At 62.4% G+C, this 14,761-nt stretch carries 14 protein-coding genes; 5 read left to right on the forward strand and 9 right to left on the reverse strand.

Features of this window, described 5'->3' with window-relative positions:
* Positions 1-6 precede the first annotated feature (6 nt).
* The 5 genes from ACEWE8_RS12605 to ACEWE8_RS12625 all read left to right on the forward strand — a co-directional run bounded on the left by ACEWE8_RS12605 (position 7) and on the right by ACEWE8_RS12625 (position 4,878).
* Positions 7-978: a TRAP transporter substrate-binding protein gene (locus ACEWE8_RS12605; RefSeq protein WP_012313102.1), complete on the forward strand. Its 972-nt coding sequence runs from the start codon at positions 7-9 to the stop codon at positions 976-978.
* Positions 979-1,047: 69 nt separating this feature from the next.
* Positions 1,048-1,575: a TRAP transporter small permease gene (locus tag ACEWE8_RS12610; RefSeq protein ID WP_115273007.1), complete on the forward strand. Its 528-nt coding sequence runs from the start codon at positions 1,048-1,050 to the stop codon at positions 1,573-1,575.
* On the forward strand, positions 1,576-2,856 hold the full coding sequence (locus tag ACEWE8_RS12615) for a TRAP transporter large permease (protein WP_046787478.1): 1,281 nt from the start codon (positions 1,576-1,578) through the stop codon (positions 2,854-2,856).
* Positions 2,857-3,015: 159 nt separating this feature from the next.
* Positions 3,016-3,936: a DMT family transporter gene (locus ACEWE8_RS12620; RefSeq protein ID WP_046787479.1), complete on the forward strand. Its 921-nt coding sequence runs from the start codon at positions 3,016-3,018 to the stop codon at positions 3,934-3,936.
* Between the two features lie 24 nt (positions 3,937-3,960).
* Complete coding sequence (locus ACEWE8_RS12625) at positions 3,961-4,878, forward strand: aldose 1-epimerase (protein WP_046787480.1); 918 nt, start codon at positions 3,961-3,963, stop codon at positions 4,876-4,878.
* Positions 4,879-4,880: 2 nt separating this feature from the next.
* Here the strand turns inward: ACEWE8_RS12625 and ACEWE8_RS12630 are convergent, their stop codons facing one another.
* The 9 genes from ACEWE8_RS12630 to ACEWE8_RS12670 all read right to left on the reverse strand — a co-directional run bounded on the left by ACEWE8_RS12630 (position 4,881) and on the right by ACEWE8_RS12670 (position 14,529).
* Complete coding sequence (locus ACEWE8_RS12630) at positions 4,881-5,777, reverse strand: LysR family transcriptional regulator (RefSeq protein WP_395589311.1); 897 nt, start codon at positions 5,775-5,777, stop codon at positions 4,881-4,883.
* Positions 5,778-5,828: 51 nt separating this feature from the next.
* A complete protein-coding gene (locus ACEWE8_RS12635; protein WP_046787482.1) occupies positions 5,829-7,859 on the reverse strand; it encodes a pyridoxamine 5'-phosphate oxidase family protein in 2,031 nt (676 codons plus the stop codon).
* Between the two features lie 27 nt (positions 7,860-7,886).
* A complete protein-coding gene (locus ACEWE8_RS12640; protein WP_046787483.1) occupies positions 7,887-8,510 on the reverse strand; it encodes a glutathione S-transferase family protein in 624 nt (207 codons plus the stop codon).
* 175 nt (positions 8,511-8,685) lie between these two features.
* Positions 8,686-9,240 carry a UPF0149 family protein gene (locus ACEWE8_RS12645; RefSeq protein WP_046787484.1) on the reverse strand — a complete coding sequence of 185 codons (555 nt, stop codon included), beginning with the start codon at positions 9,238-9,240 and terminating at the stop codon, positions 8,686-8,688.
* Positions 9,241-9,331: 91 nt separating this feature from the next.
* Positions 9,332-10,321 carry an asparaginase gene (locus tag ACEWE8_RS12650; RefSeq protein WP_046787485.1) on the reverse strand — a complete coding sequence of 330 codons (990 nt, stop codon included), beginning with the start codon at positions 10,319-10,321 and terminating at the stop codon, positions 9,332-9,334.
* Entirely contained in the window at positions 10,318-11,472 is a 1,155-nt protein-coding gene (locus ACEWE8_RS12655) for a hypothetical protein (RefSeq protein WP_046787486.1), read from the reverse strand. The genes ACEWE8_RS12650 and ACEWE8_RS12655 overlap by 4 nt, the downstream gene beginning before the upstream one ends.
* A 10-nt stretch (positions 11,473-11,482) precedes the next feature.
* Positions 11,483-12,379, reverse strand: coding sequence for a nitrilase family protein (locus tag ACEWE8_RS12660; protein ID WP_046787487.1), 897 nt, complete (start codon positions 12,377-12,379; stop codon positions 11,483-11,485).
* Between the two features lie 148 nt (positions 12,380-12,527).
* A complete protein-coding gene (locus ACEWE8_RS12665) occupies positions 12,528-12,824 on the reverse strand; it encodes a hypothetical protein (protein WP_144415498.1) in 297 nt (98 codons plus the stop codon).
* A gap of 61 nt (positions 12,825-12,885) precedes the next feature.
* Positions 12,886-14,529, reverse strand: coding sequence for an acetolactate synthase large subunit (locus ACEWE8_RS12670; protein ID WP_039604766.1), 1,644 nt, complete (start codon positions 14,527-14,529; stop codon positions 12,886-12,888).
* Positions 14,530-14,761: the final 232 nt, after the last annotated feature.

Consider the following 14,761-nt stretch of genomic DNA (forward strand, 5'->3'; position numbering starts at 1 on the left):
TTCATCATGACTTTCAAACGCAAGCTGCTTCTTGCTGCACTCCCGTTCGCCTTCAGCCTCTCCCTGCCAGCCCACGCGCTGGACATCAAGTTCGCCGAGATCCACCCGGCCGGTTACCCGACCGTGGTCGCCGAGCAGAACATGGGCAAGAAGATCGAAGCCGCCAGCAATGGCGAGATCACCTTCAAGATGTTCCCCGGCGGCGTCCTGGGCTCGGAAAAGGAAGTCATCGAGCAGGCGCAGATCGGTGCCGTGCAAATGACCCGCGTCAGCCTGGGGATCGTCGGCCCGGTGGTGCCGGACGTGAACGTGTTCAACATGCCGTTCGTGTTCCGCGACCATGACCACATGCGCAAGATCATCGACGGCGATATCGGCCAGGAGATCCTCGACAAGATCACCAACTCCGAATTCAACCTGGTGGCCCTGGCGTGGATGGACGGCGGCTCGCGCAGCATCTACACCAAGAAGCCGGTGCGCAGCCTGGAAGACCTCAAGGGCATGAAGATCCGCGTGCAGGGCAACCCGCTGTTCATCGACATGATGAACGCCATGGGCGGCAACGGCATCGCCATGGACACCGGCGAGATCTTCAGCGCCCTGCAGACCGGGGTGATCGACGGCGCCGAGAACAACCCGCCAACCCTGCTCGAGCACAACCACTACCAGAGCGCCAAATACTTCACCCTCACTGGCCATCTGATCCTGCCAGAGCCGGTGGTGATGTCCAAGACCACCTGGAACAAGCTCACGCCTGAGCAGCAGGCGCTGGTGAAGAAGGTCGCGCGCGAAGCACAGATGGAAGAGCGCGCGCTGTGGGATGCCAAGACTGCCGCCAGCGAAGAGAAACTCAAGGCCGCGGGCGTGGAGTTCATCAGCGTCGACAAGAAACCGTTCTTCGAGGCTACCGCTTCGGTACGCGAGAAGTACGGTGCGCCGTACGCAGACCTGATGAAGCGTATCGACGCCGTCCAGTAATACCGGCCCCCCTTCCAAGTTTGACCGCGGCAGTGCGGCGCCCGCCGCCCTGCCGCTTTGGTGATGCCTATGAAATCGCTTTTCCTGAGCGTGAATGACACGCTCTATCGCAGCTGCATCTGGGTCGCCGGCCTGTCGATCCTGGCCATGTCGCTGATCATTCCCTGGGGCATCTTTGCACGCTACGTGCTGGGTACCGGCTCCAGCTGGCCTGAGCCAGTGTCGATCCTGCTGATGGTGGTGTTCACCTTCGTCGGTGCCGCCGCCAGCTACCGGGCCGGCGCGCACATGGCGGTAGGGATGATCACCGACCGCCTGCCACCGCTGCAGCGCCAGCTGGTTGCACTGCTGGTGCAGGTGCTGATGATCCTGGTGTGCGTGTTCATGACCTACTACGGCATCAAGCTGTGCATCACCACGTGGAACCAGTCGCTGGCCTCTTTGCCTGGGGTACGGGTGGGCATGACCTACGCGCCGATCCCGGTCGGTGGTCTGCTGACCTTGATTTTTGTACTGGAAAAACTCCTGCTGGGCGATCAGAGCAACCGCAAGGTGGTTCGTTACGATCTGGCGGAAGAAAACGAAGGAGCTGCGTAAATGGATGCGTTCATTCTGTTGGGCAGTTTCATCGTGCTCATCCTGATCGGCATGCCGGTGGCTTTCGCCCTGGGCCTGTCGGCGCTGATCGGCGCCTGGTGGATCGATATCCCGCTGCAGGCGATGATGATTCAGATCGCCAGTGGGGTTAACAAGTTTTCACTGCTGGCCATTCCGTTCTTCGTGCTGGCTGGCGCAATCATGGCCGAAGGTGGCATGTCACGGCGGTTGGTGGCCTTCGCCGGAGTGCTGGTGGGCTTCGTACGGGGCGGTTTGTCGCTGGTCAATATCATGGCCTCGACCTTCTTCGGCGCCATTTCCGGCTCGTCGGTGGCTGACACCGCGTCTGTAGGCTCGGTACTGATCCCCGAGATGGAGCGCAAGGGCTACCCGCGCGAGTTCTCCACGGCAGTGACCGTCAGCGGCTCGGTGCAGGCACTGCTCACCCCGCCCAGCCACAACTCGGTGCTGTACTCGCTGGCGGCGGGCGGCACAGTGTCGATCGGCTCGCTGTTCATCGCGGGGATCATGCCCGGCTTGCTGCTGAGCGCGGTGATGATGGGCCTGTGCCTGATCTTCGCCAAGAAGCGCAACTACCCCAAAGGTGAAGTGATCCCGCTGCGCCAGGCACTGAAAATCGCCGGCGAAGCACTGTGGGGCCTGATGGCGATGGTCATCATCCTCGGCGGTATTCTCTCGGGCGTGTTCACCGCCACCGAATCAGCGGCCGTGGCAGTGGTCTGGTCGTTCTTCGTGACCATGTTCATCTACCGCGACTACAAGTGGCGCGACCTGCCCAAGCTGATGCACCGTACGGTACGGACCATCTCGATCGTGATGATCCTGATCGGCTTTGCTGCAAGCTTCGGCTACGTGATGACGCTGATGCAGATCCCGTCGAAGATCACCACAGTGTTCCTGACCCTGTCGGACAACCGCTACGTGATCCTGATGTGCATCAACTTCATGCTGTTGCTGCTGGGCACGGTGATGGACATGGCGCCGCTGATCCTGATCCTGACGCCGATCCTGCTGCCTGTGATCACCGGCATCGGTGTGGACCCGGTGCACTTCGGCATGATCATGCTGGTGAACCTGGGCATCGGGTTGATCACGCCACCGGTAGGTGCGGTGCTGTTCGTCGGCTCGGCCATCGGCAAGGTGAGCATCGAATCGACGGTGAAGGCGCTGCTGCCGTTCTACATTGCGCTGTTCCTGGTGCTCATCGCGGTCACCTATATCCCGGCCATCTCGCTGTGGCTGCCGAGCGTCGTGCTGTAACGGCGCTCATCCGGGGCCGCTGGGCGGCCCATCGCCGGCAAGCCGGCTCCCACTGGGACAACGCCGATCTGAAGGCCAATGCAAAACCAGTGGGAGCTGGCTTGCCAGCGATGGGCTGCGCAACAGCCTCCTGAACACACCTGCAAATGGATCATGCACATGGCTGTCGCTGCTTCTGTCTCCCTTTTCCCGCGCAAGCTGGCGGTCGCGCTACTGGCGCTGCTGGCCTGCTCGTTCGCCGGCAACCACATTGCCGCGCGCATCGCCTTCGATGACGACACCGGCGTGCTGTTGGCCATCCTCTGTCGTTCCGGCATCACCTTCCTGGTGCTGGCCAGCCTGGTGCTGTGGCAGCGCCAACCGCTGAGCCTGCCGGCTGGCACGCGGCACTGGCAACTGCTGTTGGGCCTGTTGATCGCTACCCAGAGCCTGTGCCTGTACTCGGCCGTGGCGCGCATTCCGGTGGCCTTGGCGCTGCTGGTAGGCAACACCTTTCCGATGCTGCTGGCGCTGCTCACCTGGGCGCTGGACGGCGCTCGCCCGACCGGCCGCACCGTGCTGTTCATGGGGCTGATCCTGTGTGGCCTGGTGCTGGCGCTGGATGTACCTGGGCGCCTGGCCGATAACGGTGAGGCCAACCCGCACTGGCTACTGGGCGTGGGCCTTTCGTTCTGCGCCGCCTGCGTGTTCGCCTGCGCGTTGTGGATCACCGACCACAAACTGGCTGCCGTTCGCGGCCCGGTGCGCAGCTTGCTGACCCTGCTGATCGTGTTCGCCAGCATGCTGGTGGCGGGGGCCAGCGGGGTGATGCCCTCGGGGTTGTCGCTGCCGGCCAGCGCCAGCGGCTGGACGGCCTTGGCCAGCCTGGTGGTGCTGTATGGCGTGGCCTTCACCTTGCTGTTCGTCTGTGTGCCACGGCTGAACATGGCGCAGAACGCGCCAGTGATGAATATCGAGCCCATCGCCACGTTGCTGCTGGGCTGGGCGTTGCTGGATCAGCGCCTGGGCACCTGGCAATTGGTCGGCGCCGCCGTGGTGGTGTGCGGCATCGTGCTGCTGACCTATCGTCGGGCCAGCTGACCCGCTTTGTGAAAGGAGCCGCTGATGGCTGTCACCGAACTGCAGCTGCAAGACCGCCTGACCCGCCTGACCCTGGCGCCCGAGCTGGGCGCCAGCCTGATCAACTGGGAGGTGAAGGCGACCGGGCAGGCGCTGTTGCGCCATACCGATCAGGCAGCGCTGGCCAGCGGTACACCGCGCCAGCTGGGGTGCTACCCGTTGGCGCCCTGGTCCAACCGTATTGCCGAGGGTGGTTTTGCAAGGCCCGAGGGTTGGCTGGCCCTGGCGCCCAACACCGCACACGACCCGTATCCGATCCATGGCACCGCCTGGCAGCAGGCCTGGCAGGTGGCTCATCACAGTGAGCGAAGTGCAAGGCTGACGCTCCAGAGCAGCGTGCCGTTCGCCTACCGGGCGGTACTGGATGTGCATTTGCATGAAGGCCGCCTGAGGCTTGACCTGCAGGTAACGCATCTGGATGAGCCCGCTACCTGGTATGGACTGGGGTTGCATCCTTACTTCCCGCGCTACCCTGACACCCGCCTGCAGGCAGCAGCGCAGCACGTGTGGCTGGCCGAAGAGGGGCGGTTGCCGTCGTACACGGCAGCGGTGCCTCAAGACTGGTGCTTCGATGCACCGGCCTGCCTGCCGGACACCGTGGTCGACCACGCGTTCGGCGGGTGGGCCGGGGACTGCGTGATCGAGCAACCCGGGGCCGGTTATCGACTGGTATGCAGCGCCAGCGGTGCCGAGCATTTCTTGCTGTTCTGCCCCCAGGACAAGCCGTTCTTCTGCTTTGAACCGGTCAGCCATCCAATCAATGCCCATCACCTGCCGGGGCAACCGGGTTTGCGCTTGTTGCGCCAGGGTGAAGAAATGAGCCTGGGGTTCAGCCTGGAGTACCAGGCGATCCAGACGGTTGTCAGCGAGCGACCGCAACCGGGCGAACCGAAGGCAGGATGACTTCAGTCCAGCCCTTGGGCCCGCAGCTCATGCGCCAGCAGGTCGACGAACATGCGCACCTTGGCCGAACCATGCTTGCTTTCGCGGTGCAGCACATGGATCGGCCATGGGGCTTCCTCATAGTCGGCCAGTAGCACCTGTAACTGCCCGCTGGCGATCTCGTCCACCACCTGATAGGACAGCAACCGGGCAATCCCCAGCCCGCCCACCGCCGCGGCGATCGCACCGTCGTTGCTGGTCACGGTGAGCCTGGGCTTGATGCGCACCAGGGTCGGTTCGTCCGTCACGCCGAAGCGCCAACCGACACGCGGCGAGAGGTTGGTGGTGGCGATCACCGCATGCGCCGGCAAGTCCGAGGGGTGCTGCGGCACACCATGGCGCGCCAGGTATTCAGGCGAGGCGCAGAGCATGCGCCTGACCCTGCCTACGCGCAGGGCCTTGAGGCCGGAGTCGGGCAGCGGACCGATACGCACGGCAACGTCCATGCCCTCCTCGACCATGTTGACGATGCGGTCGAGGAAGTAGGCGGATACATCCACCTCGGGGTACCGCTGCAGATAACGCACGATGCTCGGCATGACGAATTTCTTGCCGAACAGGATGGGCGCGGTGACGGCCAGTTCGCCTTTGGGCGTGGCGTTGATGCCGGCGGCGGCCTCGTTGGCCTCAGAGATGCTGGCGAGGATGTGGCGGGTGTCCTCCAGATAGCGGCCACCCGCCTGGGTCAGGCGCACGCTGCGCGTGGTACGTAGCAGCAGTTTGACGCCGAGCATGTCCTCAAGCGCGCTGACCGCGCGGGTTACTGCAGCGGGCGAGATGTCCAGACGGCGGGCGGCAGCAGCGAAGCTTTCCAGCTCGCCTACCGCGACGAACACCTTCATCAGGTGGATCTGGTCCATGCCGGCTCCTGAGTATCGTGGGTAGAGATTATCTGCTATCTGCAGGCAGCATCAAATATCCAGTACCAGCGCCTGCCCGCCCTCCTGCGCTTTGCCCGGCACCGCGCAGCAGATCAGCACTGTCCCCGCTTCCGGCATCTGGGCAGGCGGGTTCGGGTAATGCACCTGCCCGCTCACCACCTTGGTCTTGCAGGTGCCGCACGAACCGCCCCGGCAGCTGAAGTCCGGCGACAACCCACGGGCTTCGGCAAGTTCGAGCAAGGTACCACCGCCCGGTGCCCAGCGCGCCTCCTTGGCCGAGCTGGCAAAGTACACAGGCACTGGCTCGCTGGCAGCCGGTGGCTGCTGCAGCGTCGGCTGGTCGTCATCGGTATGACGCCTGAGCGTCGACGGGCCGAAGGCTTCTGCATGAATGCGCTTGTCCGGCACGTGTATGGCGCGTAACCCTTCATACAGGTCCTGGGTAAAGCTGGCCGGCCCACACAGGTAGAAGTCATAGTCATCCAGCGCCAACTTCGCTTTCACCTGCTCGATCGCCAGGCGCCCGGCATGTTCATAGTCGCGTCCTGGCACTGCGTCGTCCTCCGGCTGGCTAAGGGAGCGATGCACACTCAACAGGCCACCTGCCTGCTCGTACAACGCGGCCAGCTCCTGCTGAAATGGCAAGTCAGCGAGGCGGCGGGCGCCGTGGAACAGGTGAATTCGCCGCGTCTGCTGCCGGGCCAGCTGCTCGCGCAACATGGCGATCAGCGGGGTAATACCTACGCCTGCACCAATCAGCACGATGGGCCTTGTACTGTCGCCGTCCAGGGTAAAACTGCCCATGGGCAGCCGCACGTCGAGCAGGTCGCCCACGCCGACCTGTTCGTGCAAATACCGCGAAGCCGCACCCTGGGCCTTGACGCTGATGCGCAGGTGGCCGTCCGATGGCGCGCAGGACAGGCTGTAGGTGCGAATCAACGGCGTGTCGCCACCCAGCGGGAGCCGCACAGGGATGTGCTGGCCTGGAGCAAAGGTTACCGGCACATCGGCCGCCAGGTAGAACGAGCGGATGTCCTGGCTCTCCTGCACCACCCGCTCAACACGCCAGGCCAGCCATTGGCGCTGCCGCTCGCGCTGCTGCCGGCGCTGCTCGACCTCGGCCCAGGTCCCGGTCATCAGGCTGGTCGGTGCGTATTCCTCAAAGGCCCAGCGTAGCGACACGCCAGCCCGGCGCAGCACGACCTGTTCGACCTGAAGCGTCCATAGCCGCTCGGCGCCGTCGAAGTCTTTGATCAGCGGGCTGTCGAGCAAAATCTCGGTGCGCCCCGTCACTTGCAGCACGTTGCCGTTGCTGAAATCGACGAACAACAACCCTGCCTGCGGATTTTCCAACAGGTTGCCGAGGGTATTGAAGTGCAAGTTGCCGGCATAGTCGGGGATGGTCAGGCGGTTGCCGTCGACCTTGACGAACCCGGCCCGGCCGCCGCGGTGCGAGACATCCACAGCGCGATGGCCGTCTTGGTGGTCAATGTAGCTGGCGACAAAGAAGGTGTCTGCCTGCTCGATCATCGTCACTGCGTGGGTATCCAGTACGCTGGAGTCCAGCCTGCCCTGCGGCGGCTCATCGACACGCGTGTAAGCGCGCAGCTGAATGTACTGGGGACAATTGCCGAAGGCATGCTCCACCATCACCGCCAGCGGGCCACCGCTCCCTTGCTGGATAAGCCCGTTGATGCGGTTGCGCCGGCGGCTGTGCAACTCGATGCCGAGCAGGCCTACAGCACCGCCTGCGCCCAGGCCTGGCGTTGCCGGGTCGTCGCTGGCGAGGTGGGTGTCGATCAGCAATTGCCGTGGGTCGGGCGAGCTGACGAAGCCTTCGGGGCCTTCAAGCAGCGTCGCCCACGGTTTGCCCTGGGCGTCCACGGCGCCTGCGACCAGGAACGGCAGTTGCCGGTAGAACTCGCGGTGCTGGTCGGGCATGTAGTCACGGATGACCTTCTGCCCGAACACCTCCATGCGCTGCGCCACACCGGCCTGCTCCTGCAGCCGTTTTTCGCCAACGTGCCAGGGCGAGGGTCGAGGGTCAGGGGTTTGTTGCATGGCGGCGTTCCTCGGTTGGATTGCGGCTCAGGCGTTGGCTTGCAGGCCCACGGCGGTACGTGGCATGGCGACGAAGCCTGGCAGCGCTTCGATGCGTGCCAGCCAGGCGCGTACGTTGGGGTACGGCTCCAGCGAGACGTTGCCCTCGGGGGCATGGGCGATGTAGGAGTAGTTGGCCACATCAGCGATGGTCGGCTGGTCGCCCACCAGGAATGGCGACTCGGCCAGTTCGCGGTCCATCACCTTGAGCAAGGCGTGGGCGCGACCGATGACTTCGTCGGTATTGAATGAGGCGCCAAACACGGTAACCAGACGGGCAGCGGCCGGGCCGAAGGCGAGCGGCCCTGCGGCGGTGGACAACCAGCGTTGCACACGGGCGGCGGTGACCGGGTCTTGGGGCAGCCAATGGCCGGCTTTGTCGTACGTGCTGGCCAGGTAGACGAGGATGGCGTTGGAGTCGGCAATGACAGTACCGTTGTCATCGATCACCGGCACCTGGCCGAGGGGGTTGAGGGCGAGGAATTCCGGCTGCTTGTGCGCGCCCTTGGCCAGGTCCACGAACACCAGTTCGGTGGGCAGGTCCAGCAGCGACAACATCAGCTCGATGCGATGGGCATGGCCGGACTTGGGGAAGTTGTAGAGTTTGATCATGGTCTGTGCTCCAGGGTCAGCACCGGCGTGGTGCTGGTGGAGCACATGCTGCGCTGAATCGCTGAGTTGCAGAATCAGTGCTGGGGGAAGATCATAATTTCGGTATGCGAAATAATCACTGGGTTCCCAAGGGCCCGTGGGCGGGGCAGACCCAAAAGGGCCCCGCCCCATCGGGTCAGTGGCGCTGCTGCTTCTGATACCGATACAAGCCCTTCGCCGCTGCGACCACATGTGGCACGCAGGCCTGCAGCTCATCGAAACTCATGGTATCGAGCAGCTCGAAGTTATCCTCCAGCCCGTGCAGCGAAATAGCCTTGAGCAATTGATCCTGCTCGGGCGGAAGGTCGCCCCATTGTGCAATCTGGGTAGCGCGCATGTAGCCAAAGCACCACTCTTCCATGATGATCGCCGGCCCTTCCTCGCTTTCACTTTCTTCGAACACCGGCTCGAAGCCGTCAACGTTCTGCTCAAGCTGTTCCGCCACCTGGTGGGCATAGCGCAGCATCAGTGCCGTATAGGCTTCTTCATGGGCAGGCTTCTTGAACTTCGGCACCTTGCCACCGGCGACCGCAGGCAACCACTGCTCAGGGTTGACCCGCGACGGCGAGCTGGCCAGGCCGGTGAAAAAGCCGTTGAGCTCGGCAAGGTTGAGTACCGAATAGTCGTTGCCGTAGGTGATCAGCAGGTCTTCGAGGCGGTGGAGTTCTTTTTCGCTGAGGGGGGGGAGCATGGTTGCACATCCTGAAAAGCAAAAGTGTGTGCACCCTATCACAGCGACGGATCAAGGGCTGCCCACAGCCACAGAGCTGCGGGCAGTTACCCTATTGGGGTAGCCAGGTGCACAGCGACGACTGTTGCCCCGTGCCGAGTAGCAGCCACAACAATATTCGACACTTGCGCGGGCAGAGTTGTCCGGCCATGTGTACGCCTTTGGACTGCAAGTCGATCTCGGCCCCCGCAAAACCATAGGTGGCCCGAGCGGTGGTACCACTTCCGGTGCGGGTAGCGACAATCACCGGCAGCTTCGCCGCCAGCTCACCCAACACATCGGACCAGGCGCTGGAAACGTGCCCGGCACCAAACCCGGATATGACCAGCCCCTCGAAGCCAAAGGCCGCAACAGCCTGCAGCAAGGTTGTGTCTGCATCCAGGCAAGCTTCCAGCAGCGCAACCCGATGCCCGACGCGTTCGGGGAGCGGTAGCACCCTGCGCGGGCAAGGCGGTTGACGATAAACCGCCAAGCCTTCTACGAGTTCACCAACGGGGCCACTGCCAGGCGACTCGAACGCGGCCATCGACAGGCTGGCAGTCTTGCGTACCCGTGTTGCGCAGTGGATCTGGTCGTTGATCACTACCAGCGCACCTCTTCCCCTGCTAGCGTGAGCCAGAGCTACCTGCGTCGCCGCCAGCAGATTGGCCGGCCCATCGCTCCCCGGCTGGCTGGGCGGGCGCATTGCACCGGTGAGCACCAGCGGTGCGTCGAAAGGCCAGAGCAGGTTGAAAAAGTACGCCGTCTCCTCCAGCGTATCGGTCCCCTGAGTGAGTATCACTGCCTGCGAGCCACCTTCGATTTCAGCGCGAGCCCAGGCCAGCACATCCAGAAGCATCACGAAACTCAGTGAGGCACTAGGGACCAGACACAGCGTGGCCACTTCAAGGTGCGCCATCTCGCGCAATTGGGGTAACGAGGCCAATTGCCTCTCACAGTCGAGACTTGGCGTCACCCCCCGCCCTGATGCATCAGCCTGCATGCTGGCTGTTCCTCCCAGGCTGGCAATCGACAAGCGAGGCAAATTTTCAACTTCCGTCATACGCCAACTCCCGTAACAAGCCCGACCAGCGGCACGATACCTAATGTACTGATGGCCATGGATAGAACGTTACCGATATAGCCATGCATATGGCTCGGTAACCGTTGGCTGATGGCCACAGCCAACGGCGGTGCGATCAGCGCGCCCAATACTGCGCTGAGCATGACCACCTGCCAGCTACCGCCATGGGTCAGCACCGCGGCAGGAACAACCGACACAATGGGAATGTAGGTGGGATACCAGTCACGCGCTTGCCACTGGCGACGCCAGATCACTACACCAACCAGTGAAGACAACCCCTGCCCGGCCACCAGCTGAACAACCAGTTGCGAGCCATAGGCGGGTGCAGCGGGCGCTAGCATGTAGGCGGCCAGCACACCCAGCAAGAGCCCCAGACTGGCCAGTTCATTTCCGAAAAATGGCCCTTCGCTGAAATCGGCCAAAACTCGCCTGAGTGACCAGACCACGCCATAGTCCGGGTTTGGCGCAACAGCCTGCAACGTCTCGGGCCTGCGGCCGCGCTCGACCAGCGATGGAAAGCGCCTGCACAGCATGAAAGCCATCACGCTTGCTACAGCCATCCCGCTGACATTGCCGATCACGGCAGGCAACTGCAGGGGGTAGCACAGGTAATTGACCAGCAACAGGCTGGCTGGTGCTACCAGCAGTGCGCCCAACACCGCACCGATGATCGTCACCTGCCAGCCGCCACCAAACAGCAGAACCATGGCAGCAGGCAGCGAGACGAAGGCGACGAATGTGGGTTGCCAGGCGCCACTGGCCAAGGTCCAGCCCCACAAGGCATGACTGAGCAGCAAGCCAAGCAGCGAGCTGATGAAAACCCAGGGCCACAAGCCACTGCCATAACAGATGGCGAAGCCCTGGCAACGGTAGCCACGGATATAGGCCCAATGCGCCAGGCAAGCGCCGAGCAGCAAGCCGAGGGCGGGTAGTTCATGCTTGTAAAAAGTGACTTCGCTGATGTCTGCGACTATCCAGCGCAGGCGGCTCAGTGGCTGATCAAGTGTCGCGGTCCACTGTGCATAATCCGGCCATTGACCAAGCACCAGGCTGGCAGCCAGCAATACTGTCAGGCTGGCCAGCATCAATGCTGGGATCAATTGCTGAGGCGAAATGAGTTTAACCTTCATTTCCGTCTCCTCAGCGTGGCATCGGTGCATGCATGCGATAGCCGAGCGTGGCGTCGTAAAGATCTGTACGCCGGTCTCGCGGCAAGTCGTTGAGGCTGTTCCAGATTGGCGCCGAACGGGCTGCGCTGAGATCGACATCGGCATAGAGGATGGCTTCGTGATCTGCGCTGGCCGTTTCACCGATGGGCCATCCGTTGGTCCCGGCGATCAGCGAACAACCCAGAAAACGGCCTCCCCGCTCGCTACCGATTCGGTTGGCGGCGGCGATATAGACATTGTTGACGTGTGCTGCCGTCATGGTGAGGTATGAAGCCATGCAACGTCCGGCAGCATCGAACAGCGGTGGTGGCGTCCATACCCAGTTGTTCAGGCTGCAGAGGATGTCGGCACCTTGCGCCGCCATCAGGCGTGGGACCTCGGGAAACCAGATATCCCAACAGATCAACAAACCTATACGCCCGATGGGCGTTTCGAAGACTGGGAAGCCCAGGTCGCCGGGGGTGAACCACAGCTTTTCCTGATTCCACAGGTGGGCCTTGCGGTAATGCCCAAGCATCCCCTCAGGCCCGAACAGCACTGCACTGTCATAGAGTTTCAGACCATCGCGTTCCGCGAAGCCTGCGGCCAGATAAACCTGTTGTTCCTGCGCAAAGTCCGCCCACGCCTGGAGGCTGGGCCCGTCCTGTAACGTCTGGGCATGAGCATAGGCTTCGGCACGCGACTGAAAGGTATAACCGGTGTTTGCCAGTTCAGGCAGCACAATCAGGTTGGCACCTTCGCGAGCAGCTCGCCGGGCCAGGGCCAACCCGTGTTTCAGGTTGCCATCGCGATTGTCTAGCCCAACCTGAGGGTCGTACTGAATGACGGCGATTTTTACCGGGCTTATGGGGAGGCATAGTTCGGACATGGCGGCTTCCTTTTTTGGTTGTTGTGGAAGAGCGCCAGTAAAACGGGGTCAGGCTGGGGAGCGACAGTCAGCGCACTCCCACAGACCTGTGGGAAAAGCGAAGACCTCCGGTAAGACTTATCTACCTGATAGCCACGAATTCCATTACCTACAGCATCTGATAATGCGGGTAGTGATCAAAGGTGAAATCGATCATCCAAACAAAAGGTCTGGTGGTTTCGGGAAGCGCAGCCCAAGGTTGCGAGGTTGAAGGAGGCTCAATGGCCAGGTTGGCGGGGTGGTTGTATGACGATCCAATCGTCATGTTCTCGTGTTCTCCATGGGGCTTGAGAACCTGAATGGTGAATAGCGAGATCTGAGCGGTGGTGAATATATGCGCGCCAACGAGCGCAGGCCCTGCTCTGTAGAGCCTGATCGCCGGCAAACCGCCCCACTTGCCAATCACTGGCCAAAGAGACCAGTGATATTCCCGTGGGAACAGCTTGCCGGCGATCGGGCCTTAAGGCTTACACCGCCAGCGCGCGCTCACGCAGCTCGCTGTTGAGGATGCGGTCGTTCTCGCTGTAGTCGACCGGGCAGTCGATCACGTGCACGCCCGGGGTCTTGATGCAGTGCTCGAGCAGCGGCAGCAAACCTTCGGCGCTTTCCACGCGGTGGCCATTGGCACCGTAGGCTTCGGCGTACTTGACGAAGTCCGGGTTGCCGTAGTCCAGGCCGAAATCGGTGAAGCCCATGTTGGCCTGCTTCCAGCGGATCATGCCGTAGCCATCGTCACGCAGGATCACCACGGTAACGTGCATGCCCAGACGGACTGCGGTTTCCAGCTCCTGGCTGTTCATCATGAAGCCGCCGTCGCCACACACCGAGATCACCGGGCGGTCCGGGTACACCAGGTGCGCTGCCATGGCCGACGGCAGGCCGGCGCCCATGGTCGCCAGGGCGTTATCGAGCAGTACGGTGTTGGGCTTGTGGGCCTTGTAGTTGCGCGCGAACCAGATCTTGTAGATGCCGTTGTCCAGGGCGACGATACCTTCGGACGGCAGAACACGACGGATGTCGGCAACCAGGCGCTGAGGGTAGACCGGGAAGCGGTCATCGTCGCCGCCTTCGGCGATCTGGGCTTCGTTGGCTTCACGAATCGCCATGAGACGGGTGAAGTCCCAGTGCGAGGTGTCGCCCAGGCCTTCAGCGATCTGCCAGACGGCGTTGGCGATGTCGCCGATCACTTCTACCTGCGGGAAGTACACGGCGTCGACTTCGGCGGAACGGAAGTTGATATGGATGACTTCGGTGCCGCCACGGACCATGAAGAACGGCGGCTTCTCGATCACATCGTGGCCGATGTTGACGATCAGGTCAGCCGCTTCGATCGCACGGTGCACGAAATCACCGGACGACAACGCAGCGTTACCCAGGAAGCGCGGGCTGCGCTCGTCAACCACACCCTTGCCCAGCTGGGTGGTGACGAACGGGATACCGGTCTTATCGACCAGCTGCTTGAGGACCTTGGCGGTCATCTTGCGGTTGGCGCCAGCACCGATCACCAGGATAGGGCTGCGTGCGGTACGCAGTTTCTCGATGGCAGCCTCGATGGCCACGTGCTCGGCCAGCGGACGGCGGTGCAGGCTGCGCGGGATCGGCATGGCATCGGTCTGCTCGGCGGCGATGTCTTCCGGCAGCTCCAGGTGCACGGCGCCCGGTTTTTCTTCTTCGGCCAGGCGGAACGCTTCACGCATGCGCGAAGGGATGTTGTCGGCCGAGGCGAACTGGTGGGTGTACTTGGTGATGGGGTCCATCATGCCGCACACATCGATGATCTGGAAGCGGCCCTGCTTGGACTTCTTGATCGGCTTCTGGCCGGTAATCATCATCATCGGCATGCCGCCCAGGTAGGCGTACGCACTGGCAGTTACCAGGTTGGTCGCGCCAGGGCCCAGGGTCGACAGGCTGACGCCGGTCTTGCCGGTCAGGCGGCCATAGGTGGCTGCCATGAAGCCCGCAGACTGCTCGTGGCGAGTCAGTACCAGCTTGATCTTCGACTTGCGCAGGGATTCCAGCAGGTCGAGGTTTTCCTCACCAGGAATGCCGAACACATACTCGACACCTTCGTTTTCCAGGCATTGCACAACGACATCGGCGGCCTTGGCCATCTTGCTTGTAACCTCAGTTGTATAGGACGGTGAAGGTCCAGAAATGCGCAGCACGGCACGCTGGCATCGCTATGTTCGGGCGCGAGGATGCCCCGAACCTAAGCCTTGACGCAGCTTGGGCAGGGCAAAGTCACGTAAACGAACAGGAATAATTGTCGCACCCTTCGGCGCGTTTGCGCAGGTGCGAGAGGGACAAAACATCTTTGCCTGGAGAAAGGTGTGCGAATATCGG

Origin of the sequence: Pseudomonas sp. TR47, assembly GCF_044143025.1 — a bacterium.
In the GTDB taxonomy this organism is placed as follows: Bacteria; Pseudomonadota; Gammaproteobacteria; order Pseudomonadales; family Pseudomonadaceae; genus Aquipseudomonas; species Aquipseudomonas putida_E.